Here is a 23,444-nt window from a genome sequence, read left to right as displayed (position 1 = left end):
AACGCCCCCTCCTTCGGGAGGGGGCGTTCTCGCGTCCGGGCGCGAGGCCACGAGGCTTCGCCTCCGTGGCCCTGCCGCGGGCTGTTTCGGTCAGTGTTGACTTGGCACGAATGCACGCGTGTGCAGGGTTGGCGCGGGCATTCGCCCGAAGTCAGCGCGGCGCGGCGCGGGCCAGCGTTGCGCGGCGCGGGCCAGGGCAGCACCGCGCGGCCCGTCACCTCCCGGCGGGGCGCGTCACCGCCCGGCGCGGCGGCGCGCGGCGGGTCTACTCGTCGGCGACGTCGGGACGCAGCGCCTCGGGGAGGCGCTCCAACGGCTGGGTCGTGATGAGCGCGTGCTCACTGGCATCCCGGCGCTCCGCGAGCGGCAGCGAGACGCGGAACGTCGCGCCGCCGCCGGGGGTGTCGAGAACTTCGACCTTCCCGTGCAGCAGATCGACGATGGATGCCACGATCGACAGTCCCAGGCCGGAGCCGCCCGTCTCACGGGTGCGCGAGGTGTCGGCCCGCCAGAACCGCTGGAAGATCTGCTCGCGGATCTGTTCCGGCACGCCCTCGCCGTGGTCGATGATCTCGATCCATCCCATGTCGGTCTCGGCATCCACCCCCACCCGCAAGCCGATCGGGGAGTCGTCCGCGGTGAACCGTCGCGCGTTGCCGAGCAGATTCGCGACGACCTGGCGGACCCGGTTCTCGTCGCCCAGGACGATCGGCGCGAGGCTCGTCACGCGTCGGGGCGGCGGGCCCGCATCGGCCGTGCCCCGCGACACGTTCTCGGTCTCCGGCGCGGGAGGCTCGGCGGCATCCCGTCGGCGCCGGAGCCGTGACAGCGTCGCACCGGCGATGGCCATCGCCGAGGTGGTCGGCGCCGTCCGGCGGCGCCCCGATGTCGACGAGCCGTCCTCCGCCGGAAGCTCGGGATCGAGCCTCATGACCGGCAGCACGATGGCGGCGCGACTGGTCGTGTCGTCGACGGTGACCTCGCGTTGCGGGGAGGTCACGCGCAGGTCTAGCGCGGCATCCCGCGCGATGGGACGCAGATCGAGGGTCGTGATGGCCACGTCGCGCCGCTCGTCCAGGCGGGCGAGCGCGAGGAGGTCCTCGACGAGCGCCCCCATGCGGATGGCTTCCTTCTCGATGCGCTCCATCGCCTGGGCGACGTCCTCGTCCGAGCGGATCGCCCCCATGCGGTAGAGCTCGGCGTACCCGCGCATCGTCACGAGGGGGGTGCGCAGTTCGTGGCTCGCGTCGCCGATGAACCGGCGCATCTGCCGGACCGTGGCATCCCGCTGGGTGAGGGCGCCGTCGATGCGCGCGAGCATCGCGTTGATCGCCGCTTTGAGGCGACCGACCTCGGTGTCGGGGACGATGTCGGTCAGACGCTGACTGAAGTCGCCCGCCGCGATGTCCATGGCGGTCGTCTCGACCTGACCGAGACTGCGGAAGGTCAGCGTCACGAGGGCGCGGGTCAGCAGAGCACTGGCGATGAGGATCAGCAACGCCACGAAGCCGTAGATGCCCACGTACGCCGCGACGATACGGTCGGTCGGCGCCAACGGCTGGACGACCATCTGCGTGTAGAAGCTGTTGTTGCCCGGGACCTGCAACAGCCCCACGCGCGCCAGGAAGTGCTGCCCGGACACCGGATCTTCGAGCTCGATCCGCCGGTCGACCTGGCTGTAGGTCTGCTCCACCGAGAAGGTGTCCGGCAGCTGGGGCACGGTCTTCGCGCCCGTGCCGTTGTAGAACGCCACGCGCTGCGCGTCGGGGCCGTAGACGACCACCATCGAGCCGATCGGCGGGGCGTTGTCGACCTGCGTGAAAGCCAGTCCGCCGTCGACCTCGTTCGTGACGAACACGCTGTTGGCGATGTTGCTGGCCGCCTGCTGCTTGAGCTGCTCGTCCAGGTTGTCGATCAGCGTCGTGCGCAGGAACACCAGCGTGCCGATGCCGGCGGCCACGAGCCCGACGGCGAGCAGCGTCACCGTGACGCCGGTGACCTTCGTGCGAAGGCTCAACCGGCGCCACCAGTGCGTCAGGGCATCGTCGGAATTCTCCAGGATCGCGCTCCGCTCAGGCGGTCTTGCCCGACTTCAGCATGTAGCCGAAGCCGCGCTTGGTCTGGATCAGAGGCTCGGTGGAGTGCGGGTCGATCTTGCGTCGCAGGTACGAGATGTAGCTCTCGACGATGCCGGCGTCGCCGTTGAAGTCGTACTCCCAGACGTGGTCCAGGATCTGTGCCTTCGAGAGCACGCGGTTCGGATTCAGCATCAGGTAGCGAAGCAGCTTGAACTCGGTCGGGCTGAGGTCGATCGACACGTCGCCGACGCTGACGTCGTGCGTGTCCTGGTCCATGGTCAGTTCGCCGGTCCGGATCACCGACTCCTCGTCCGCCTGCATCGTCCGGCGGAGGATCGCCTGGATGCGGGCGACGATCTCGTCGAGGCTGAACGGCTTCGTGACGTAGTCGTCGCCGCCGGCGTTCAGTCCGGTGATCTTGTCCTCCGTCTCGTCCTTGGCGGTGAGGAAGAGGATGGGGGCCGTGTAGCCCGCCCCCCGGAGGCGCTTGGTGACGCTGAACCCGTTCATGTCGGGCAGCATCACGTCGAGCACGATGAGGTCGGGTTCCTCCTCGAGGACCGCGGAGATGGTCTGTGCGCCGTTGGCGACGGCTCGGACCTGGAATCCGGCGAAACGCAGGCTCGTGATGAGCAGGTCGCGGATGTTGGGTTCGTCGTCCACGACGAGGATGCGCGGTGCTGTCATGCGCCCATTATCGTGACTTCACTCAAGGAACCGCTGGATATCGCGAGAAACGCCGAGTGCTGGTAGAGCTCAGGCGGCCTCGGCGGTGATCCCCTCGGCATCCAGGATCGTGTAGGCGTAGCCCTGTTCGGCAAGGAAACGCTGGCGGTTCTGGGCGAAGTCCTGATCCACCGTGTCGCGCGCGATGAGCGTGTAGAAGCTCGCCGTGTGACCCGACTGCTTCGGACGCAGCAGGCGTCCGAGGCGTTGCGCCTCCTCTTGTCGCGACCCGAACGAGCCCGACACCTGCACGGCGACGGATGCCTCGGGAAGGTCGACCGAGAAGTTCGCGACCTTGGAGACGACGAGCAGCGAGATCGCCCCCTCGCGGAAGGCCTGGAACAGCTCTTCGCGCTCGGCGACCGGCGTGGCGCCCGTGATCTTCGGGGCGTCGAGGGCGTCGGAGAGCTCGTCGATCTGGTCCAGATACTGTCCGATCACGAGGACGCGCTCGCCCGGATGCCGATCGACCAGGCGCCGGACGACGTCGATCTTCGCCGGCGCGGTGGCGGCGAGGCGGTACCGATCCTCGTCGGCCGCCGCGGCGTACTCGAGCCGCTCATCGGCGGGCAGGTCGATGCGCACCTCGTAGCAGGCGGCGGGGGAGATGAAGCCCTGGGCCTCGATCTCCTTCCACGGCGCGTCGAAACGCTTGGGCCCGATGAGACTGAAGACGTCGCCCTCGCGTCCGTCCTCGCGCACGAGGGTCGCGGTGAGTCCCAGGCGGCGGCGGGCCTGCAGATCGGCGGTGAGCTTGAACACCGGCGCGGGCAGCAGGTGCACCTCGTCGTAGAGGACGAGTCCCCAGTCGAGCGCGTCGAGAAGGGCCAGGTGAGCGTACTTCCCGCCGCGCTTGGCCGTGAGGATCTGGTAGGTCGCGATCGTGACCGGCTTGATCTCCTTCGACTGGCCGGAGTACTCGCCGATCTCCTCGGGGGTCAGGCTCGTGCGCCGGAGCAGTTCGTCGCGCCACTGGCGCGCGCTGACGGTGTTGGTCACGAGGATCAGCGTCGTCGTCCGGGTCTCGGCCATCGCGCCCGCGCCGACGAGGGTCTTGCCCGCGCCGCAGGGGAGCACCACGACGCCGGAGCCTCCCTCGGAGAACGACTCGACCGCCTGCCGCTGGTAGGGGCGCAGCTTCCACCCGTCCTCGGCGAGGTCGATCGGGTGCGGCGTCCCGGGCGTGTAGCCCGCGAGATCTTCCGCCGGCCAGCCGATCTTCAACAGCTCCTGCTTGATGTGCCCGCGGGCCCACGCGTCGACGGTGTAGCTGTCGGGAGTGGGGTGGCCGATGAGCAGCGGAGAGATCCTCTTGTTGCGCGACACTTCACCGAGCACGGCGGGATCCGTCGAGCGCAGCACCAGCGCCCCCTCTTCGTCGCGCTCGATCACCAGGCGGCCGTAGCGCCCCACGGTCTCGCGGATGTCGGTGCTCACCGACGCGGGGACCGGGAAGCGCGACCACCGGTCCAGCGTCTGCAGCATCGCGTCGGCGTCGTGCCCGGCCGCGCGGGCGTTCCACAGCCCGAGCCGCGTGATGCGGTAGGTGTGGATGTGCTCCGGTGCGCGCTCGAGCTCGGCGAAGACCGCGAGCTCGTGTCGCGCGGTCTCCGCATCGGAGTGCGCGACCTCGAGGAGCACCGTGCGGTCGCTCTGGACGATGAGGGGACCGTCAGCCATAGCGTTCGATTCTACCGGTGCGTCGGACCGGGCGTCGCCGTCGGCGCTCAGGGGACGGGGCTGACCGCGTCGATGTGCGACAGCGGCAACGTGCGTTCGACGTCCGCGGCGCGATCGCGCCCGCGCAGGCGTCCGCCACCCAGCCCGGTCGCTTCGAGCCGGAACACACGGGCTGACCCGTCCGGCAGCCGCACCGTGACGTCGACGACGGCGCGGGCGCGCACGGCCTGGTCGAGCTCGCGCTCGAGCCAGGCGGCATCCGAGTCCTCGCCCCCGGCGCGCAGGCGTGCGATCAGCGGGGCGTAGAGGTCGGACGGGTCGTCGGGCGTCTCGGTCGCCGCGAGCTTCGCCCTGTCGACCGCGCGCGGGCGCCCGTCCTCGTCGACCGCGACCGTCGGGTACCGGGCGTCGCTCAGGGCCCAGAAGACGACGTCGGCCGCCACGTGCGTGATGAGCTCGTCGCCCGAGCGGCTGAGCGCCACCGAGCGCAGTGAGGTGTCGACCTCCATCGCGCGCAGCAATGTCTCGTCGTCGGTGCGGACGGTGGTGAGACCGGATGCCATGTCGGCGGTGACGCGGACGCGCCCGTGCTCCGCCGAGGTGCGCTCGATGACGTAGGCCAGCGGTTGGGGGAGACCGGTGAGCGAGATTCCGGTCAGGAAGTCGCGCAGGCTGTCGGCCGTCTCTCCGGCGGTGATGGCCGCGCCGATCGTCGCCGCGCTGAACCGGTAGCTCGACGCCTGCGCGCGCGATTCTCGTGCCGCCATCCCGCGCAGCCGCACGTCGAGGTGCGGGGCGAGAGGACCGGGCGCGATCGCGGTGAGGTCGTTCTGCAGGTACACCTTGTCGACCTCGGGCGGCAGCAGATCGCGCAGCGCGGAGGTGTCCACGTCGGTGCCCTCGGCCAGACCCCGGCCCCACGGGGGCACCGCGCCGCGAGCGTCGAGCAGCCCCCAGGCCCGCAGGCGGAGCGTCCATCGCGCGGCACGCTCGGGGCCGGCCGGGTCGAACGGAGTGGCTCCGGCCCAGGTGGGCTGCGGCATCCATCCGCCCGAGGGTGTGCGGTAGGCGCGGGGGAGTGCGTCGCGGAGCGCCCGCGCGGTCGACGCCCACCGCTCGAGCGTGGGCAGGCGCAGCCAGGCGCGTCCGGCCGTGGTCACGAGCCAGGCGCGGCCGTTCGTCCCCAGCAGCCCGGTTCGGGCCGCGAGCCCTACCAGCAGATCGGCCTCTTCCAGGGAGGGGGCCGCGCCCGCGTCGACGAGGCGCCGGCGTTCGCTCGCTCCCAGTGATCCGGACCCGATCCGACCGAGGGGGGATTCGAGGGTGAGCAGAAGGACGTCGGCCAGCGCCGCGGCGTTGGTGAACGCCGCCTCCGCGGCTGCCGCGTCGTCCGACACCTCCGCCACGGCGTCCGCCGTCGGCTGGGGCAGGCCCTCGGGCGCCGCATCGAGAACCGCGGCGGCGACCGCGGCGTACGCGCGGCCGTCGTCATCGACCAGGGCGCGATCGTGCAGCGCGCGCGCGATCTCGCCGGTCGCCGGGATGCCGTCCGCCGCCGCCGCGACGAGCGCCTCGGCTTCGGCGCGATCGAGCGCGGGCAGCGCGCGCGCGACGGAGGCGGGGTCGAGCAGCGCGTCGGCGGCATCGAACATGTCTCGCCAGGTGGCGGACGCCGACACGTGGCGTTCGGCGAGGAGGTGGGCGAGGGCCTCGTCGCCGATCGCGCTCAGCGAGACCGCCAGTGCGCGTTGGTCGGAGGTCTCGGGCACGTCAGCGTCCTCTGTTGGCGCGTGCCCTTCGCACGAAGCTCATGATGAGCACGGCCATCATCATGAGAAAGGCGATCGGAAGGGCGATCAGGGGCAGCACCACGACCGTGGGCCAGATGCCCTCGCCGAAGTTCGTCACGCCCGCGGGTCGCGCGAGGATGACCGTGAAGAAGCACACGATCGACAGGATCCCCAGACCCAGGGACATGAAGGCCAGGATCCGGTCGATACGACGGATCGGGACGTCGCCGTCGGGGGTGCGCGTGCTCATCGTCGTCAGCCTACTGCCTGGCGGGCGTGCCGTAGGCTGGGGGGCCGGGATCCGATCGGGTCCCGCGTTCCGCCGCGCGATCGCGCACATATTCAGCGAGGTGTCCATGCCCACCGGCAAGGTCAGGTTCTACGACGACGAGAAGGGCTTCGGCTTCATCACCACCGATGACGGCCAGGACGTGTTCCTGCACGCCACCGCCCTGCCCGCCGGGACCCCCGGGCCCAAGGCCGGCACGCGTCTGGAGTTCGGTGTCGCCGATGGCAAGCGCGGCCTGCAGGCCCTCTCCGTGCGGGTGCTCGAAGCGCCCGTCAGCATGGCCAAGCGGTCGCGCAAGCCCGCCGACGACATGGCGATCATCGTCGAAGACCTCGTGAAGCTCCTCGACGGCATCGGCGGCGACCTGCGCCGCGGACGCTACCCCAGCGGTGCGCACGCGAAGAAGATCGCCGCGGTCCTGCGCAAGGTCGCCGATGACTTCGAAGCCTGAGCCCGTCGCCGACGAACGGCTCCTCCACGCGCACGACCTCGCGCTCGCGGCGCTCCACGAGATCACCCCGGCGGAGACCGTCGGACCGGCTGCGGGTCATGTCGTCGAAGCCGACGACGTCGTCTCGCTCCGGTTCCACACGCGTCTCGCCGGCTACCCCGGGTGGTACTGGACGGTGACGGTCGCCCTCGTCGAGGACTCCGAGCCGACCGTGCTCGAGGCCGAGCTCCTGCCCGGCGACGGCGCGCTGCTGGCGCCCGACTGGGTGCCGTGGGCCCAGCGTCTGGCCGAGTACCAGGCCGCCCAGGCCGCGGCGGCGGCGGCGGGCGACGAGTCCGACGACGACCTCGACGACGACGCGGACCTCGACGACGACACCGACCTCGACGACGACGCTGATACCGACGACGACGAGGACGACGCCGACGACGACGACGACCAGCCGAAGGCGCGGCTGCACGCGGGCGACCTCGACGGCGTCGACATCGATGAACTGGACGACTCGGCCGACGCCACGGACGACGCAGCCGAGTACGACGACTCTGAGGACGACGATCTCGACGAGGCCGACGACTCCGAGGACGACGACCCCGACGCGGACGACGACTTCGACGACGAGCGCGAACGCAGCTACTGACGCGACGTCCGCCCGGACATTCCCTGGTCGAGGCGGCCGCGGGGGACCGCGCCGTGCTTCGCGCGGCTCGGGTCGCTCCGGAGGTGGCCCTCGAACGACGGAAGCCGCCCCGCGCGAGTCGGGACGGCTTCGGTCGAGAAGGGCTCAGGCCCCGGGAAGGTGTTCGATCGTGTAGTCGATCGCGCCGATGAGACGCCGCACGTCCTCGGGCTCGATCGAGACGAACGTCGCGATGCGGAGCTGGTTGCGACCGAGCTTGCGGTAGGGCTCGGTGTCGACGATCCCGTTCGCGCGCAGGCTCTTCGCGATCGCGGCGGCGTCGATCGACTCGTCGAAGTCGATCGTCACGACGACGGGCGAGCGATCGGCGGGATCCGCGACGAACGGCGTCGCGACGTCGCTCGCCTCGGCCCACGTGTACAGGGCGGACGACGACTCCGCCGTGCGTGCGGCGGCCCACGACAGGCCGCCGTTCTCGAGGATCCAGCCGAGCTGCTCGTCCAGGAGCAGGAGCGTGGCCAGCGCCGGGGTGTTGAGGGTCTGCTGCAACCGGGAGTTGTCGACCGCGTTCTTGAGGCTCAGGAACTCGGGGATGTACCGATCCGACGCCGCGATCCGCTCGATCCGCTCGATCGCCGCCGGTGAGACGGCGGCGTACCAGAGGCCGCCGTCCGAGCCGAGGTTCTTCTGCGGGGCGAAGTAATAGACGTCGGCCTCGGTGACGTCGAAGTCGATCCCGCCGGCCGCGCTGGTGGCGTCGATGACGGTGAGGGCCCCGGCATCCCCGTGCACACGGGTGATGGGGGCGGCCACGCCCGTGGAGGTCTCGTTGTGCGGCCACGCGTAGACGTCGACGCCCTCGACGGCTTCGAAGGCGGCGCGGGTGCCGGGTTCGGCGCGTCGCACGTCGGGGGCCTGCAACCAGGGAGCCGCGGCCGCGGCGGCGAACTTGCCGCCGAATTCGCCCGACACGAGGTTCTGGCTGCGGTTCTCGATGAGACCGAAGGCGGCGGCATCCCAGAACGCGGTCGATCCGCCGTTGCCGAGGATGATCTCGTATCCCTCCGGCACGCGGAACAGCTCGGCGAGTCGCTCGCGCGTGCTGGCCACGAGGTTCTTCACGGGAGCCTGGCGGTGCGAGGTTCCGAGGATGGTGGCCCCGCGGGTGACGAGCGCTTCGAGCTGCGCACCGCGCACCTTCGAGGGGCCGCACCCGAAGCGGCCGTCGGCGGGCAGGAGGTCGGTGGGAAGGTCCACGTGCGGCATGGGTCGATTCTAGGGCGGGGCTCAGTCGCTCCCGGCGCGTGTGTCGGAGGGGGTCGATAGGCTGGGAACACCGCTACGACGCACGAGGACTGCTGAATGACCGATCTCATCGACACCACCGAGATGTACCTGCGCACGATCCTCGAGCTCGAGGAAGAGAACATCGTCCCGCTGCGCGCGCGCATCTCCGAACGGCTCGGACACTCCGGACCCACCGTCTCGCAGACCGTGGGGCGCATGGAGCGCGACGGCCTCGTCGTGGTGTCCGAAGACCGCCGGCTCGAGCTGACGGGCGACGGTCGTCAGAAGGCCGTCGACGTCATGCGCAAGCACCGTCTCGCCGAGCGCCTGTTGAGCGATGTCATCGGCCTCGACTGGGCCTACGTGCACGACGAGGCCTGCCGCTGGGAGCACGTCATGAGCGAGCAGGTCGAGCGCCGACTCGTCGAGCTGCTCGGCCACCCCACCGAGTCCCCCTACGGCAACCCCATCCCCGGCCTCGACCAACTGGGAGACGTGGCGGGTGCGACTTTCGAAGAGGGCGTCGTGGGCCTCGTGCGCAAGCTGACGGATGCCGGTGAGCCGATCACCGGTACCGTCCGACGTCTCGCAGAGCCGGCGCAGGTCGACCCGGAACTCCTCCAGCAGCTCAAGGCCGCGGGAGTGCTGCCCGGCGCGCGGGGAAGCTACCGCTTCAACGAGGGGTACGTGCTCGTCGAGATGGACGGCGTCGAGGAAGGGCTCGAGCTTCCCGTCGAGGTCGCCTCGCACATCTTCCTCGTCGACGAGGTCTGATCGCCCACGTCGCGCCGCCGGCGGGTGGAATCCCGGCGTCGACCCACCGCCGTCGAGCCGGATAGGCTGAGCGCCGCAGGGACCGGCCGCGGGGGCATCAGGTGCTGCCTGGGGGAGCGCCATGCGTCGTGCACTGAAGTCCTTGGTCGTTGCGCTCACGGTCGCGGCGACAGGCGTCGCCGGGTGGCTCGCGCCCGCTCCTGCCGTGGCCGCGCAGACCGACGTCGAGACCCGGATCGTCTTCCAGGACGTCCCGGAGTCGGCATCCTTCTCCCGCGAAATCTCCTGGCTCGCCTCGACGGGCGTGACGACAGGATGGCCGATCCCGGCCGGCCGTGAGTATCGGCCGTTCGCCTCCATCACCCGTGACGCGATGGCCGCGTTCCTCTATCGGAGTGCCGGATCGCCGGACTACACGCCGGAGGCGCCGAAGTTCAGCGACGTCCCCGCGTCGAGCGCCTTCTCCAAGGAGATCTCCTGGCTGGCGGACCAGGGCATCTCGACCGGGTGGGATGCCGGTGGCGGGAGGAAGGTGTTCCGTCCCTACGAGCCGATCACCCGCGATGCGATGGCGGCGTTCCTCTATCGCTTCGACCACTCGCCGGACTTCGCCCCGCCGGGGGATTCGCCGTTCGTCGACGTGCAGAAGACGGACGCCTTCTTCCGCGAGATCACCTGGCTCGCCTCGACCGGTGTGAGCAGCGGGTGGACGACGACCTCCGGTCAGGAGTTCCGTCCGTTCCTCCCGATCTCGCGCGACGCCATGGCGGCGTTCCTCTACCGCTTCGCCGCTCCGGTCGCACCAGTGGACGAGACGGATCCGGGAGCCGGGACAGTCACGGTGTCGCCCGCGGTGGAGGTGCTCGACGAATCGGCGCTCGCCGGCGTCGAAGTCCGTGGATCGACGGTGTCGATTCCGGCGGACGAATCCACGGGGATCCATCCGGGGGACGTTCTGGCGGCGGGCATCACGCCGTCCACTCCCGAAGGTCTGCTGGTCCGCGTGGACCGGGTGGCTCGCTCCGACGGCGCCGCGACCGTGGTGTCCACGTCGCCCGCAACCCTCGCGGACGCGGTGGTCACCACCGACGGGGCGGTGGAGATCCCCGCGGTGCCCGTATCGTCGAGCTTCGTTCCCGCCGCGGACGTGACCGATGCCACGACGTCGGGGGCTGCGCGATCGGCCGCCCGCGCGAGTGCGGATGCCTCCCTGTTCTCGAAGTCGTTCGTCTGGAAGAAGACCGTGAAGGGCACGGCGTCCACGACGACCGGCGCGCTCAAGGGCAGCGGGTCGCTCACGGTCGAGTCGAAGATCACGGCAGCGGCGAAGGCGAAGCTCGGGCTCGACATCGGGCTGACGGGAGTGAAGCAGGTGTCGGTCGTCGTGACCCCGTCGGTGACGGCCCGGCATTCGCTCGACGTCCACGGCGCGTTGGACGGGAAGCTGTCGGCGACCCTGGGGCAGTTGGATTCGGTCTTCACGTTCGCCGTCGGTCCGGTTCCGGTCGTCGTGACCACCGGGATCACCGTGTCGGGAGGGGTGACGGTGGGCGGTGAAGCCGAGATCTCCTACGTCACGACCAGCACGGTCTCCTCCGACCACGGGTTCTCCTATGACGATGGCCGGTTCTCGCTCATCGACACCAAGCCGAAGATCAGCGACCCGAAGGCGACCGTGAAAGCGAGCGCGTCGCTCACGGCGAAGGCCTCGCTCGACCTGGATGCCACGGTGAAGCTCTACGGCATCGCCGGCGTCACCTTCGGTGCGGGTCCCTACGCCACGGCATCCATCAACGTCACCGCCTCGGGCGGGACGGCGACCTGGACGTGTCCGGGCGAGCTGGGGATCGACACCCGGGTCGGCGTGACCGCGGGCATCAAGGTCTTCGGGTTCTCGCTTGCGGAGTGGAACAAGTCGGCATCCAAAGCGTGGCCGCTCTATGCGACCGATCCGTGCAAGGGCACCGCCGTGACGACGCCCGGCGGACCGACGCCGACACCGACGCCGACACCGACTCCCACGGGGACTCCATCGTCCAGCGCTTCTCCGAGCCCGTCGGTCTCGCCGCCGACCAACGCCGCCATCGCAGCGGGAGGAAGCAGCGCCTTCCTCGTCCGCAGCGATGGATCTGCGTGGAGCTGGGGGTGGAACGTCGACGGGCGGTTGGGTAACGGCACCACCACGGACTCTTCATACCCAGCGCGGATCACAGGGTTGCCTCGAGTGGTGGCTCTCTCTGCGAGTGCGAGTGCGTACGCGCTCGATGAGAGCGGTTCAGTCTGGAGCTGGGGGAGCAATCGTTTCGGAGAGCTGGGCAACGGTACGACGACGAACTCGCTGACCCCGGCGCGCCTGCCCGGACTGTCCGACGTCACCGCAATCTCGGCCGGGTACCTCCGCGGATACGCGATCAAGCGCGACGGAACGGTCGTGGCGTGGGGATACAACGAGAACGGCGAGCTCGGCACAGGCACCACCGCGAGTTCGTCCACGCCCGTCCCTGTCGTCGGGCTCACGCGAGTACGTCGCGTCATCGAGAACAACAATGCTGCGCTCGCGCTGAGGGACGACGGCACGGTCTGGGCGTGGGGCTCCAACGCGGGATACGAACTGGGCGACGGGACAGGCGAGGACTCGCTCGTCCCCAGACAGATTCCGGGCCTCGAGAACATCCGGGACATCGCTGCAGGCGGCGGTACCGCTTTCGCTCTCACCAACGGTGGAGACGTGTGGGCGTGGGGAACGAACTATTACGGACGATTCGGGAACGACACCTCCACTCCTTCGGCGGTCCCGGTCAAGGTGAGCTATCTGACCGACATTCGAGCCATCGCCGCCGGATACGCTGTGAAGAATGACGGCACCCTGTGGTCCTGGGGGTACAACGGAGACGGTCAGCTCGGAAATGGCTCGTACATCACCTCGTACACCCCCGTCCAGGTTCGATGGCTGGAGCGCATCCAGTCGGTGGCGACCAACGGCAGCAGTGCCTATGCATTGGCGTCGGACGGAAGGCTGTGGGCATGGGGGTCGAACTCCGTCGGCGAACTGGGAATAGGTGCCGGCCTCATCGCGCCATGGGCCAGGGAGGTGATCTTCGATCTCGGATGATGCGGTCGGCACGGATGCGCCGCGAGGCTGAAGGGATCTCGGTTGGGCGCTAGGCGTGACAGTTTCGTTATCTTCGGGTAGCCTCTGAGGGTCCACAGGCGAGAAGCCCGCCGTCGGACCCCTCGCGGTTTGCCTCACCGGCTCGTCGTCCGCAGAGGGTGAAGCCCGCACATCGTGCCCCCAGATCGAGTGCTGACGAGCCAGCGTGACAACGCAGAGGCGCCGGAGGAAATTTGGCTGAACACACCGATCCCGTTGCGGACCTGCCCGAGGTCCCTGCGACGGGTCAGACTCGAAAGAGCGCGCGTGCCGCGGTCGCCCGACCCGCTCGCCGCACCCCGCAGACGCCCGCCGTGGTCTCCTCGGCCGTGGCCCGTCCCGCGCCCACTCCTCGCTCCTCGTCGTTCCGGCGAGGGAAGAAGCCGCTGCGCAGTGCCGTGATCCTGTCGATGGTCGCCGGCCTCGTCGCGACCGTCGCGATCCCCGCGTACGCGGCGTCGATCCCGGCCGCCGAGACGATGACGCTGCAGGAGATGTCGGCTGCCGACAACCAGTCCCTCGTCGTCGCATCGAACGCGAACGCCGAGACCCTGGACCGCAGCAGCTACTCGGCCACCACGGCCGAAGAGATCCAGAAGAAGAAGGATCAGGAGGCCGCCGCCGCGGCCGCCGCCGAACGTGCTCGACAGCTCGCCGCCAGCGCGAACGTCGCCGTCTCCTCGATCAACCTCAACATGACGGCGCCCGGTTCGGGTGAGGTGCGCTGGCCGATCACGAACTACGTCCTGGGCCGCGGCCTGTGGGACTCCGGCTACCACCAGGGCGTCGACCTCCTCGCCCCCCAGGGGCAGCCGATCTTCGCCGCCGCTGCGGGCGTCGTGAGCGTGTCGTCCGAGAGCTACGGCGGTTACGGCGTCGGCATCGTGATCGAGCACGTCATCAACGGCCAGAAGGTGTCCACGACCTACGGTCACATGACCTACGGCAGCCGGCAGGTCCAGGCGGGTCAGACCGTCGCCGCGGGCCAGCTCATCGGCCTCGTCGGTTCGACCGGCAGCTCGACCGCCAACCACCTGCACTTCGAGGTGCACATCAACGGTTCCGTGGTCGACCCGTACGCCTGGCTCCAGCAGAACGCGAGCTGATCGCCGATCTCCTCAGACGGCGTGCCGGAGACGATCGTTCTCCGACACGCCGTCTGTCGTTTCCCTGTGGAGCGGACCCCGGGCGTGTCGCGGTGGGTTAGCCTGTTCGCGACGTCGGGAGAACCGAAGGGAACGCTGATGGACACCATGCCTCGCATCCGCACCATGGATGCGCTCGGGCTGCTCGTCCTTCGGCATCGTGTGAGCGGATGCCGCGGGCTCACCGCGACTTCCAGGGCGCTGTCTGCTTAGACAGCGCCTTTTTTCATGCCCCTGCGCCTCTTCCCCTGTCGCGAGTCGAACATCCGAGAAGCCGTCTCGGCCATTCGAGAGGAAACGGAATGCGCACACTGGTGCTGAACGCGGGCTATGAGCCGCTCGCCGTCGTGTCGTTCAAGCGGGCCCTGGTGCTCGTGATGAACGAGAAGGCCACCGTCGTCGAACGCGTGGACGGTGATCCCGTCTGGGCGGCGGCCGGCACGTACGATCGCCCCGCGGTGATCATCCTCACGCGCTATGTGCGCGTCCCGGGCGCCCGCCGCGTTCCGGTGACCCGGCGGGGGGTGCTGCGTCGTGACGGGCACCGTTGCGGTTACTGCGGGAAGGCCGCGTCGACCATCGACCACGTGCTTCCCCGCTCGCGCGGTGGAAAGGACACCTGGGAGAACCTCGTGGCCTGCTGCCTGCGGTGCAACAACGTGAAGGGCGATCGCACGCCCCAGGAGATGATGTGGGAACTGCGTCTGATCCCCGGGCCTCCGCACGGGTCGTCGTGGACGGTGCGCGGTGTCGACAAGTCGGATCCCCGGTGGGAGCCCTATCTCGCGCTCGCCGCGTGACGGCGGTCCTGACGCAGGTCGTCCGCACCGTTCCGCCCGCGGCATCCCGGTCGGTGGTGTGATGGAGCCATGACTCGTGCTCTCCTCGTGATCGACATGCAGCGTGGTTTCGACGACCTCGGATTCTGGGGTCCGACGGCCAATCCGGACTGCGAGGCCCACGTCGGTGCGCTCGTGGATCGGTGGGCGGCCGACGGGGAGCCCGTCGTCGTCGTGCGCCACGACTCGCGTTCGGAGGGGTCGCCGCTGCACCCCGCGTCGCCGGGGAACGCCCTCGTCGATGTGGTCGCCGCGGTCGAGCCGGCACTCCTCATCACCAAGGACGTCAATTCGGCGTTCTACGGCGACCCCGACCTGCACGCGTGGCTGGGGGAGCGTGGCATCCGGGAGCTCGTGATCTGCGGCATCCAGACGAACATGTGCGTGGAGACGACCGCACGGATGGGCGGGAACCTCGGCTACGACGTGACGGTCGTGCTGGATGCCACGCGCACCTTCGATCTGTCCGCCGAGGTGCCGGGGTTGGGGACGGTGACACGCACGGCGGGGGAGCTGATGGCGGACACCGCGCTGGTGCTGCAGCAGGGCGGATTCGCCCGGATCGCGCGGACCGCCGACCTGGTCTGAGCCTCCGGGGACGATGTCGGAGGGTGATCGTATCTTCGAATCACAGGGATTGAGAGTGTAGAACGCATGTTCTAACCTGTGGGAGTGAGGGCGATCGTGCGAGACCAGGCGGAGGCCGTTCCCGACATCCACGCGCTCCGAGATCGCCTCGAGCGGATGCAGGGGCGTCGCATGGACGCACCGGTGCTGCCGACGCATCCCGCCTTCACGTCGCTCCTTCCCGGTGGGGGGTTGCGGTCGGGGTCGGCGTACGCGATCGCGCGATCGATGTCGTTGCTGTTGGCGCTCATGGCCCGTCCGTCGCAAGACGGCGCGTGGTGCGGTGTCGTCGGCATGCCCGAACTGGGGGCGGAGGCGGCCGAGAAGTACGGCCTCGATCTCGACCGGCTGGTGTTCATCCCCGACCCGGGGCCGCGCTGGTTGGCGGTGACGGCCACGATCGCCGAGGTGCTGCCCGTCGTGGCGGTGCGGCCTCCGGTCGGAGCGAACACCGCCCGTGCCGGAGCCGAAGCCACCCGTCTCGCGGCGCGGCTCCGCGATCGGGGCACCGTCCTGCTGGTGCAAGGCCCCTGGCCGCAGGCGGAGGCGGTGATCGATGTCGCCGATCCGCGGTGGGCGGGGCTCGGGCAGGGGCACGGCTACCTCGCGGGACGCGAGCTGACCGTGTCGGTCAGCAGCAAGCGCACCCCCACGGCACGTCGGGCCCGCATGCTGCTCCCCGCCGCCGATGGATCGATCGAACTGCTCGGTGCCCCGGCCGAGAGGCTCGTCCCACGCGAGCGCACCGAATACCGGCCGCAGAGGGTCGCGGGATGATGCGCGAGCCCACCCGCAGCCTGGTGCTGTGGCTCCCCGACTGGCCGGTCGTGGCGTATCGCCGCGAGGCCGTCCGACCGCCGCGGGCCGACGCCCCTCTCGCGGTGTTCGAGAACAACACCGTCGTGGCCTGCTCCGCCGCGGCCCGTGCCCAGGGCGTGCGCAGAGGTCAGCGGCGCCGTGACGCTCAAGCCTTGTGCCCGTCCGTCCTCGTCGTCGCGGCCGACCCCGTACGTGACGCACGAGTGTTCGCTCCCGTGGTGGCCCTCGTGGAGGAGCACGCCCCGGGGGTGCAGATCGTGCGCCCCGGACTCTGCGCCCTCCGCGCGCGCGGGCCGGCACGCTACTACGGAGGCGAAGAAGAGGCGGCGCGCATGCTCGTGCGACTCCTGGCATCCGAAGGGTTCGCCGACGCGCGGGCGAGCGTGGCCGACGGGGTCTTCACCGCCGAACATGCCGCGCGCATCACCCGAGCCGACGAGCCCGTCCGGGTGGTGCCCGGCGGGCAGGCCGCGGGGTTCCTCGCCCCGCTCCCGGTGACCGCGCTCGACGACGTCGACCTCGCGAGTCTGCTGGCGCGCCTCGGAGTGCACACCCTGGGCGAGTTCGCCGCGATGCCGGTCGAACGCGTCCGCGAACGTTTCGCCGAGCGGGGTGCGCGGCTGCACGCCCTCGCCTCCGGGCGCGACTCGCAGCCGGTGCAGCCCCGCACGCCTCCGCCCGAACTGCACCGCGAGGTCGCCTTCGAGCCGCCGCTCGAACTCGCCGACCAGATCGCCTTCGGCATGCGCGTCGCCGCCGAGGAGTTCATCGCGCGCCTCGGGGAGCAGAACCTCGTGTGCACCGAGCTCCGCGTGGTGCTCTCGGGTGAACGCGGGGAGCGCAGCGAGCGCGTCTGGCTGCACCCCGGATCGTTCGACGCCGCCGGCGTGGTCGATCGCGTGCGCTGGCAGCTCGCGGAAGACGGCCGGGGCATCTTCGGCAGCGGTGTGGCCGGGGTGTCCATCGAGCCCGAGGCCGTCGACGACGCGGTGCACCACGCCAAGGGCCTCTTCGGCGCCGGTCCCGACGAGCGGGTGCACCACGCCCTCTCGCGGGTGCAGGCCATGCTCGGTCACCGCGCCGTCGTCACCCCCGTCATCGGCGGGGGACGCTGGCTGGCCGAGCGGCAGGTGCTGGTGCCCTGGGGGGATCGTGCGATCACGGCGAAAGACCGTGCTCGGCCGTGGCCGGGGAGTCTTCCCGACCCGCTGCCGGCGACCGTGTACCCCGAACCGCGCCTCGTCGAGGTCACCGACATCGCGGGAGCGTCGGTCACGGTGGGGGAGCGCGATGCGCTGAGTGCCCCGCCGGCGATCCTCGAGGCCGGCGGGCGCCGGGTGCGGATCCGCGAGTGGGCGGGGCCGTGGCCGATCAGTGAACGCGGATGGGATCCGCTGCGGCGACGGCACGCCCACCGGTTCCAAGTCGTCGACGCCGACGGCGGTGCATGGCTGCTCGTCGTCGAAGACGGCGAATGGCGGGCGGAGGGGCGTTATGACTGAACGCCGACGGGCCCGCCCGCGGCGGACGGGAGAGCGCTGATGGGCTTCCACAATCCGCCGGTGAAATGGTCCGAGCTCGAGCGGGCGCTCAGCGGCGAGCGACGGCCGGCCTCTGCGCCGCCGAACGCGGACGGCGGCGACAGCCCCGCCTGGTCGCACAAGCGCGGCCCCTACGTTCCCCCGACGATCGAGCGCCCCGCCGATGCCGTCCCGTACGCCGAACTGCACGCGCACTCGTCGTACTCCTTCCTCGACGGGGCGTCGTCACCCGAAGAGCTCGTCGAAGAGGCCGAGAAGCTGGGTCTCCACGCGCTCGCTCTCACCGACCACGACGGTTTCTACGGCATCGTCCGATTCGCCGAAGCGGCGGAGGCCCGTGCCGTGCGCACCGTCTTCGGTGCCGAGCTCTCGCTCGGGCTCCCGGGGCCCCAGAACGGCCGGCCCGACCCCGCCGGTTCCCACCTGCTCGTCCTCGCCCGCGGCGAAGAGGGATACCACCGGCTCGCCGCGGCCATCACTCACGCGCAGCTCACCGGCGGCGAGAAGGGCCGACCGGTATACGACCTCACCGATCTGGCCGAACGTGCCGGCGGCCCCGCGGATCCGCAGTGGGCGATCCTCACCGGATGCCGGAAGGGGATGGTGCGGCAGGGCTTGGCATCCGAGGGCCCGGCGGGAGCCGCCCGCGCACTCGGTCGTCTGGTCGACCTGTTCGGCCCCGCCGCCGTGCACGTCGAACTCATGGACCACGGCGGTCCGCTCGACTCGGCCCACAACGACCTGCTCGCCGCGCTCGCGGCCGAGCGGGGGCTCGCCGTTCTCGCCACGAACAACGTCCATTACGCCGCCCCGAAGAAGGAGCTGCTGGCCGCGGCCGTCGCCGCCGTGCGCGCGAACCGCAGTCTCGACGAACTCGACGGGTGGCTGCCCGCGCACGCCGGTGCGCACCTGCGCTCGGGAGCCGAGATGGCCGCGCGGTTCGCCCGCTACCCGGGAGCGGTGGCGCGCACCGTCTCGCTCGCCGACGAGCTCGCGTTCCCCCTGCGTCGGGCGAAGCCGGCTCTTCCGAAGCAGGCCGTCCCCGAGGGGCACACGCCGATGTCGTGGCTGCGGCACCTGGTGTGGGAGGCGGTGCCCCGCAAGTACCCGCGCCTCTCGGCCGACGACCGGCGGCGCATCGAGCGCGAGCTCGAAGTGATCGAGATGAAGGACTTCCCGGGGTACTTCCTGATCGTGCACGGGATCGTGGCCGAGGCGCGGCGGCGCGGCATCCTGTGCCAGGGGCGGGGTTCTGCGGCCAACAGCGCCGTCTGCTACCTGCTCGACATCACCGCGGTCGACTCGATCTTCTACCGGCTGCCGTTCGAACGCTTCCTGTCGAGCCTGCGCGACGAAGAACCCGACATCGACGTCGACTTCGACTCCGACCGGCGCGAAGAGATCATCCAGTGGGTGTACGAGACCTACGGCCGCGACCGGGCGGCGCAGGTGGCGAACGTCATCCAGTACCGTCCGAAGAACGCCGTCCGCGACATGGCCCGCGCCCTGGGGCATTCGCCCGGCCAACAGGACGCCTGGTCGAAGCAGGTCGAGCGGTGGGGAGCGACGCTCGAGAGCGGCGCCGATCACGACATCCCCGACGAGGTCATCGAGTTCGCGGCCGAGCTGCTCAAGGCGCCGCGGCACCTCGGCATCCATTCCGGCGGCATGGTGCTCACCGACCGGCCGGTGGGGGAAGTCGTGCCGATCGAGCACGCCCGCATGGAGAACCGCACGGTGATCCAATGGGACAAGGACGATGCCGCCTGGATGGGGTTGGTGAAGTTCGACCTGCTGGGACTCGGCATGCTCGCGGCGCTGCAGTACTGCTTCGACCTGATCCGGGATGCCACGGGCGAGAGCTGGGAGCTGTCGACGCTGCCGAAGGAAGAGAAGGCCGTGTACGACATGCTGTGCCGCGCCGACTCGATCGGGGTGTTCCAGGTCGAGTCCCGCGCACAGATGGGATTGCTGCCGCGCCTGCAGCCCCGGCGTTTCTACGACCTCGTGGTGCAGATCGCGCTGATCCGACCGGGGCCCATCCAGGGGGGTGCCGTGCATCCGTTCGTGCGGCGGAAGCTCGGGCAGGAGCCGATCACCTACGTGCACGAGAACCTGCGGCCGGTCCTCGAACGCACCATGGGCGTGCCGGTGTTCCAGGAGCAGCTCATGCAGATGGCCGTCGCCGTCGGCAACTGCTCCGCCGAGGACGCCGACCTGCTCCGGCGCGCGATGGGGTCGAAGCGCGGGCTCGAGCGCATCGATTCGCTGCGCGAGAAGCTCTACGCCGGTATGGCCGAGAACGGTCTCGTAGGGTCGGTCGCCGACGAGCTGTACGCGAAGATCCAGGCGTTCGCGAACTTCGGGTTCGCCGAGTCGCATTCGCTCTCGTTCGCCCTGCTGGTCTACGCCAGCTCGTGGATCAAGCTGCACTATCCGGCGGCGTTCCTCGCGGGGCTGCTGCGCGCGCAACCGATGGGGTTCTATTCGCCCGCGACACTGACCGCCGACGCCCGCCGCCACGGGGTGCGGGTGCGCCGCCCCGACCTGCTGAGATCGGGCGTCGAGGCCGGGCTCGAGCCGCTCGACGACGAGACCGGGATGCCGGATGCCGACCGCCGCCGCCCCGCGACCGGACTCGACGCATGTGCGCGCGCCGACCAGCCCCCGACGGGGGACTTCGACCGCTCGGCTCCCGACGAGACCGAGGCGCACCGGCGGGACGGGGCGTTCGCGGTGCGGATGGGCCTCGCCGGGGTCACCGGGATCGGGGCGAAGGTCGCCGAGCGCATCGTCGCAGAACGCGAGAGCGGCGGTGCGTACCGCGACCTGCGCGATCTGGTGCGCCGCACGGGGCTCGTGACCGCCCAGCTCGAGGCGCTCGCGACGGCCGGGGCGTTCGAGTGCCTCGGGCACTCGCGACGCGAGGCGATCTGGTTGTCGGGGTCGGCGGCGCAGGACCGGCCCGAGTTCCTGCCGGATTCGGTGGCCTTCGTGCAGCCTCCGCTGTTCACCGATCCGTCGAGCTACGAGGTGCTCGCCGCCGACCTGTGGGCGACCGGGCTCTCCACCGACGACCATCCGCTCACGCACTTCCGTTCCGCCCTCGATGCGCGCGGCGTCCTCACCTCGCGCGAGCTCCGCACGGCCGAGACCGATCGTCGCGTCGAGGTGGCGGGCCTGGTCACGCATCGGCAACGGCCGGCGACGGCATCCGGGATCACGTTCCTCAACCTCGAAGACGAACACGGACTCATGAACATCGTGTGCTCGGTGGGGGTGTGGAACCGGTATCGACGGATCGTGCGGGAATCGCCCGCGCTCATCGTGCGGGGCATGCTCGAGAGGTCGGTCGAGGGGGTCACGAACGTGGTCGCCGATGGCTTCACCGACCTCCGCGTGGGGGTGGCCCACGCGTCGCGGGACTTCCGATGACGGCGGGGGCCCTCACTAGACTCGGGGGACACGCACGCCATGCCGATGCATCACAGGGGGAACGACATGACCGATACGCCCACTCCGGCCGACGGCTGGTACCCCGACCCGGCCGGCAGCGGCGGGCTCCGACGGTGGAACGGCACGGCGTGGACCGACGAGGTGCGACCCGCCACCGCCGCTCCCGAGGCCCCCGCGGCGCCGTCGGCGTCGGAAACGATTCCGGCCGCGTCGAGCGCAGCCCCCGAGGCGCCGGTCACGCCGAGCGCCCCCGCGTATCCGGCTGCCCCCGCCTACCCCGGCGCGGCGACACCGCCCGCGCCCGGCGCCCCCGCCTACCCCGGCGCCCCCGCCTATCCGGCTGCCCCTGCCTACGCGGCGGCTCCAGCGGCTCCCGCCCCTTCCCGCGCCGACATCCCCACGAACACGGTCTGGATCTGGCTCGCCGTCGCGCTTCCGCTGCTGTCCGTCGTGGCGCTGTTCCTCTTCGACTGGACGACCTACGTCCAGGAATCGATCTACGCCTCGGCCTTCCCCGAACAGGCGCCCTATCTGGCGTCGTCGTCGCTGGTGGTGACGGCCGGGACGTCCGCGTTCAGCTTCGTCGTCATCGCCCTGACGGTGCTGTTCTCGTTCCTCGACTGGCGTCAGCTGCGGGCCCGTGGCATCCAGAAGCCCTTCCACTGGGCGTGGAGCTTCACCGTGCTCGCCATCTCGAGCGTCGGTGTCTACGTCATCGGACGCGCGGTGGTCCTGCGGCGCCAGACCGGCAAGGGATTGGGTCCGGTGTGGGGATGGATCGCGGTGACCCTCGTGACGATCATCGCCGCGTCGATCTGGGTCGTGATGCTGTTCAACGCGATCATCCCGATCATCGAGCAGTTGCAGTACACCAGCGGGTACTGACCCGGCGCGAGGTCAGCGCACTCGCTCCATCAGGACCGCGTCGAGGAGGGCGTGGGCGGTGTCGTCCTTCGACCCGGAGGCCGTCGCCACGACCTCGCCGTGGTGCCCCACGATCGTGAGGGCGTTGTCGGCGGACTCGAAGCCGCGCGTCCACCCCACGGCGTTCGCGGCGAGCAGGTCGACGCCCTTGCGCGCGGCTTTCGCCCGTGCGCGCTCGACGAGCTCCTCCTCGCTGTCGACGGTCTCGGCGGCGAACGCCACGATCGTCTGGCCGGGGCGGCGGGCGGCCACCAGGCCCGCGACCACGTCACGGTTCTCGACCAGCTCGAGCGTGAGCGCACCGGGGGACTCCTGCTTGCGGAGCTTGTGCTCCGACACCGCGGCGACGGAGTAGTCGGCGACCGCCGCGGCCATGACGATGACGTCGGCGTCGGGGGCGGTGGCATCCATCGCCCGTCCGAGCTCGTCGGCGGTGCCCACCGCGATCACGTCGACGCGCGGGTCGGGGCGGACGTCGGCGTCGAGGTGTGCGGCGACGAGCGTCACGGTCGCGCCGCGGTCGGCGGCGGCGCGGGCGATCGCGACGCCCTGTCGTCCGCTGGAGCGGTTGCCGAGGAACCGGACCGGGTCGATCGGCTCGCGGGTTCCGCCGGCGCTGACCAGCACCGCGAGACCGGTCAGATCCCGTGGGCGCTCCACGAGCGCGAGCGCGGCGGTGACGATCTCCTCCGGTTCCGACATGCGCCCCGGGCCGCTGTCGCCTCCGGTGAGCGCCCCGTCCGCCGGTCCGACGACATGAACGCCGCGCGCGCGGAGCACGTCCATGTTGTGCACCGTGGCGGGATGCCGCCACATCTCGGTGTGCATCGCGGGCGCGACCACGACCGGGGCCGTCGTCGCGAGCAGCGTCGTGCCGAGGAGGTCGGACGCGAGCCCCGCCGTCATCGACGCGAGCGTGTTCGCGGTGGCCGGGGCGACGATCACCAGGTCGGCGGACTGTCCGAGCGCCACGTGCCGCACCCGCGCGACGTCGTCGTGCACCGACGTCGTCACCGGGTTGCGGCTGATCGCCTCCCACGTCGGCAGCCCGACGAAGCGCAGGGCGTCGTCGGTGGGCACGACGTGGACGTCGTGTCCCGCCTTCACCAGCAGTCGGACGACCCCGACGGTCTTGTAGGCGGCGATGCCCCCGGTGACTCCCACGACGACGAACATGGGGCCAGTCTTCCAGGTCGTTGCTGCACCCGCCGGCCGCGGCATCCGCGCGGG

General features: G+C 70.6%; 18 protein-coding genes. 11 read left to right on the top strand and 7 right to left on the bottom strand.

The annotated features are described in order from the left end of the window. Window positions 1-265: 265 nt before the first annotated feature. The 5 genes from BGO45_RS04555 to BGO45_RS04535 all read right to left on the bottom strand — a co-directional run bounded on the left by BGO45_RS04555 (window position 266) and on the right by BGO45_RS04535 (window position 6,524). Window positions 266-2,017, bottom strand: a complete 1,752-nt coding sequence (locus BGO45_RS04555) for a cell wall metabolism sensor histidine kinase WalK (protein ID WP_292691305.1) — start codon at window positions 2,015-2,017, stop codon at window positions 266-268. Between the two features lie 55 nt (window positions 2,018-2,072). Continuing rightward, window positions 2,073-2,765: a response regulator transcription factor gene (locus BGO45_RS04550; RefSeq protein ID WP_076494091.1), complete on the bottom strand. Its 693-nt coding sequence runs from the start codon at window positions 2,763-2,765 to the stop codon at window positions 2,073-2,075. A 69-nt stretch (window positions 2,766-2,834) separates the two neighbouring features. After that, window positions 2,835-4,484 carry a DNA repair helicase XPB gene (locus BGO45_RS04545; protein ID WP_292691304.1) on the bottom strand — a complete coding sequence of 550 codons (1,650 nt, stop codon included), beginning with the start codon at window positions 4,482-4,484 and terminating at the stop codon, window positions 2,835-2,837. A gap of 47 nt (window positions 4,485-4,531) precedes the next feature. Further along, window positions 4,532-6,253 carry a helicase-associated domain-containing protein gene (locus BGO45_RS04540; protein WP_292691303.1) on the bottom strand — a complete coding sequence of 574 codons (1,722 nt, stop codon included), beginning with the start codon at window positions 6,251-6,253 and terminating at the stop codon, window positions 4,532-4,534. A gap of 1 nt (window position 6,254) precedes the next feature. Next, on the bottom strand, window positions 6,255-6,524 hold the full coding sequence (locus tag BGO45_RS04535) for a multidrug ABC transporter ATPase (RefSeq protein ID WP_076494086.1): 270 nt from the start codon (window positions 6,522-6,524) through the stop codon (window positions 6,255-6,257). 106 nt (window positions 6,525-6,630) lie between these two features. Between BGO45_RS04535 and BGO45_RS04530 the strand changes: the two genes are divergently transcribed. After that, entirely contained in the window at window positions 6,631-7,014 is a 384-nt protein-coding gene (locus BGO45_RS04530; protein WP_076494085.1) for a cold-shock protein, read from the top strand. Next, window positions 6,998-7,651, top strand: a complete 654-nt coding sequence (locus tag BGO45_RS04525) for a DUF3027 domain-containing protein (RefSeq protein WP_292691302.1) — start codon at window positions 6,998-7,000, stop codon at window positions 7,649-7,651. Before BGO45_RS04530 ends, BGO45_RS04525 begins: the two co-directional genes overlap by 17 nt. Before the next feature lie 144 nt (window positions 7,652-7,795). Here the strand turns inward: BGO45_RS04525 and serC are convergent, their stop codons facing one another. After that, window positions 7,796-8,917, bottom strand: coding sequence for a phosphoserine transaminase (serC, locus tag BGO45_RS04520; RefSeq protein WP_292691301.1), 1,122 nt, complete (start codon window positions 8,915-8,917; stop codon window positions 7,796-7,798). Window positions 8,918-9,013: 96 nt separating this feature from the next. Here serC and BGO45_RS04515 point away from each other — a divergent pair, with 96 nt between their 5' ends. The 9 genes from BGO45_RS04515 (at window position 9,014) to BGO45_RS04475 (ending at window position 22,175) form a co-directional block, all read left to right on the top strand. Next, window positions 9,014-9,712, top strand: a complete 699-nt coding sequence (locus BGO45_RS04515; protein WP_292691300.1) for a metal-dependent transcriptional regulator — start codon at window positions 9,014-9,016, stop codon at window positions 9,710-9,712. Window positions 9,713-9,833: 121 nt separating this feature from the next. Then, a complete protein-coding gene (locus BGO45_RS04510) occupies window positions 9,834-12,824 on the top strand; it encodes an S-layer homology domain-containing protein (protein WP_292691299.1) in 2,991 nt (996 codons plus the stop codon). Window positions 12,825-13,177: 353 nt separating this feature from the next. Next, window positions 13,178-13,969 carry a M23 family metallopeptidase gene (locus BGO45_RS04505; RefSeq protein WP_292691298.1) on the top strand — a complete coding sequence of 264 codons (792 nt, stop codon included), beginning with the start codon at window positions 13,178-13,180 and terminating at the stop codon, window positions 13,967-13,969. 341 nt (window positions 13,970-14,310) lie between these two features. Then, the gene (locus BGO45_RS04500) at window positions 14,311-14,808 is read left to right on the top strand and encodes an HNH endonuclease (RefSeq protein WP_076494077.1); all 498 of its coding nucleotides are present in this window, start codon (window positions 14,311-14,313) and stop codon (window positions 14,806-14,808) included. A gap of 69 nt (window positions 14,809-14,877) precedes the next feature. Further along, window positions 14,878-15,435, top strand: coding sequence for a cysteine hydrolase family protein (locus tag BGO45_RS04495; RefSeq protein WP_292691297.1), 558 nt, complete (start codon window positions 14,878-14,880; stop codon window positions 15,433-15,435). Window positions 15,436-15,519: 84 nt separating this feature from the next. After that, a complete protein-coding gene (locus BGO45_RS04490) occupies window positions 15,520-16,251 on the top strand; it encodes a hypothetical protein (protein WP_292691296.1) in 732 nt (243 codons plus the stop codon). After that, entirely contained in the window at window positions 16,251-17,795 is a 1,545-nt protein-coding gene (locus tag BGO45_RS04485; protein ID WP_292692866.1) for a DNA polymerase Y family protein, read from the top strand. Before BGO45_RS04490 ends, BGO45_RS04485 begins: the two co-directional genes overlap by 1 nt. A gap of 39 nt (window positions 17,796-17,834) precedes the next feature. Beyond that, window positions 17,835-21,269: an error-prone DNA polymerase gene (locus BGO45_RS04480; RefSeq protein ID WP_292691295.1), complete on the top strand. Its 3,435-nt coding sequence runs from the start codon at window positions 17,835-17,837 to the stop codon at window positions 21,267-21,269. Between the two features lie 66 nt (window positions 21,270-21,335). Continuing rightward, entirely contained in the window at window positions 21,336-22,175 is an 840-nt protein-coding gene (locus BGO45_RS04475) for a DUF2510 domain-containing protein (RefSeq protein WP_292691293.1), read from the top strand. Window positions 22,176-22,187: 12 nt separating this feature from the next. On the opposite strand, the gene coaBC is transcribed toward BGO45_RS04475, so the two are convergent. Beyond that, window positions 22,188-23,390, bottom strand: a complete 1,203-nt coding sequence (coaBC, locus tag BGO45_RS04470) for a bifunctional phosphopantothenoylcysteine decarboxylase/phosphopantothenate--cysteine ligase CoaBC (RefSeq protein ID WP_292691291.1) — start codon at window positions 23,388-23,390, stop codon at window positions 22,188-22,190. Window positions 23,391-23,444: the final 54 nt, after the last annotated feature.

The sequence above is a fragment of the Microbacterium sp. 71-36 genome, from assembly GCF_001898305.1.
In the GTDB taxonomy this organism is placed as follows: Bacteria; Actinomycetota; Actinomycetes; order Actinomycetales; family Microbacteriaceae; genus Microbacterium.
The sequence above is the reverse complement of the archived record's forward strand: the minus strand, read 5'-3'. Positions and strand labels throughout refer to the sequence as shown.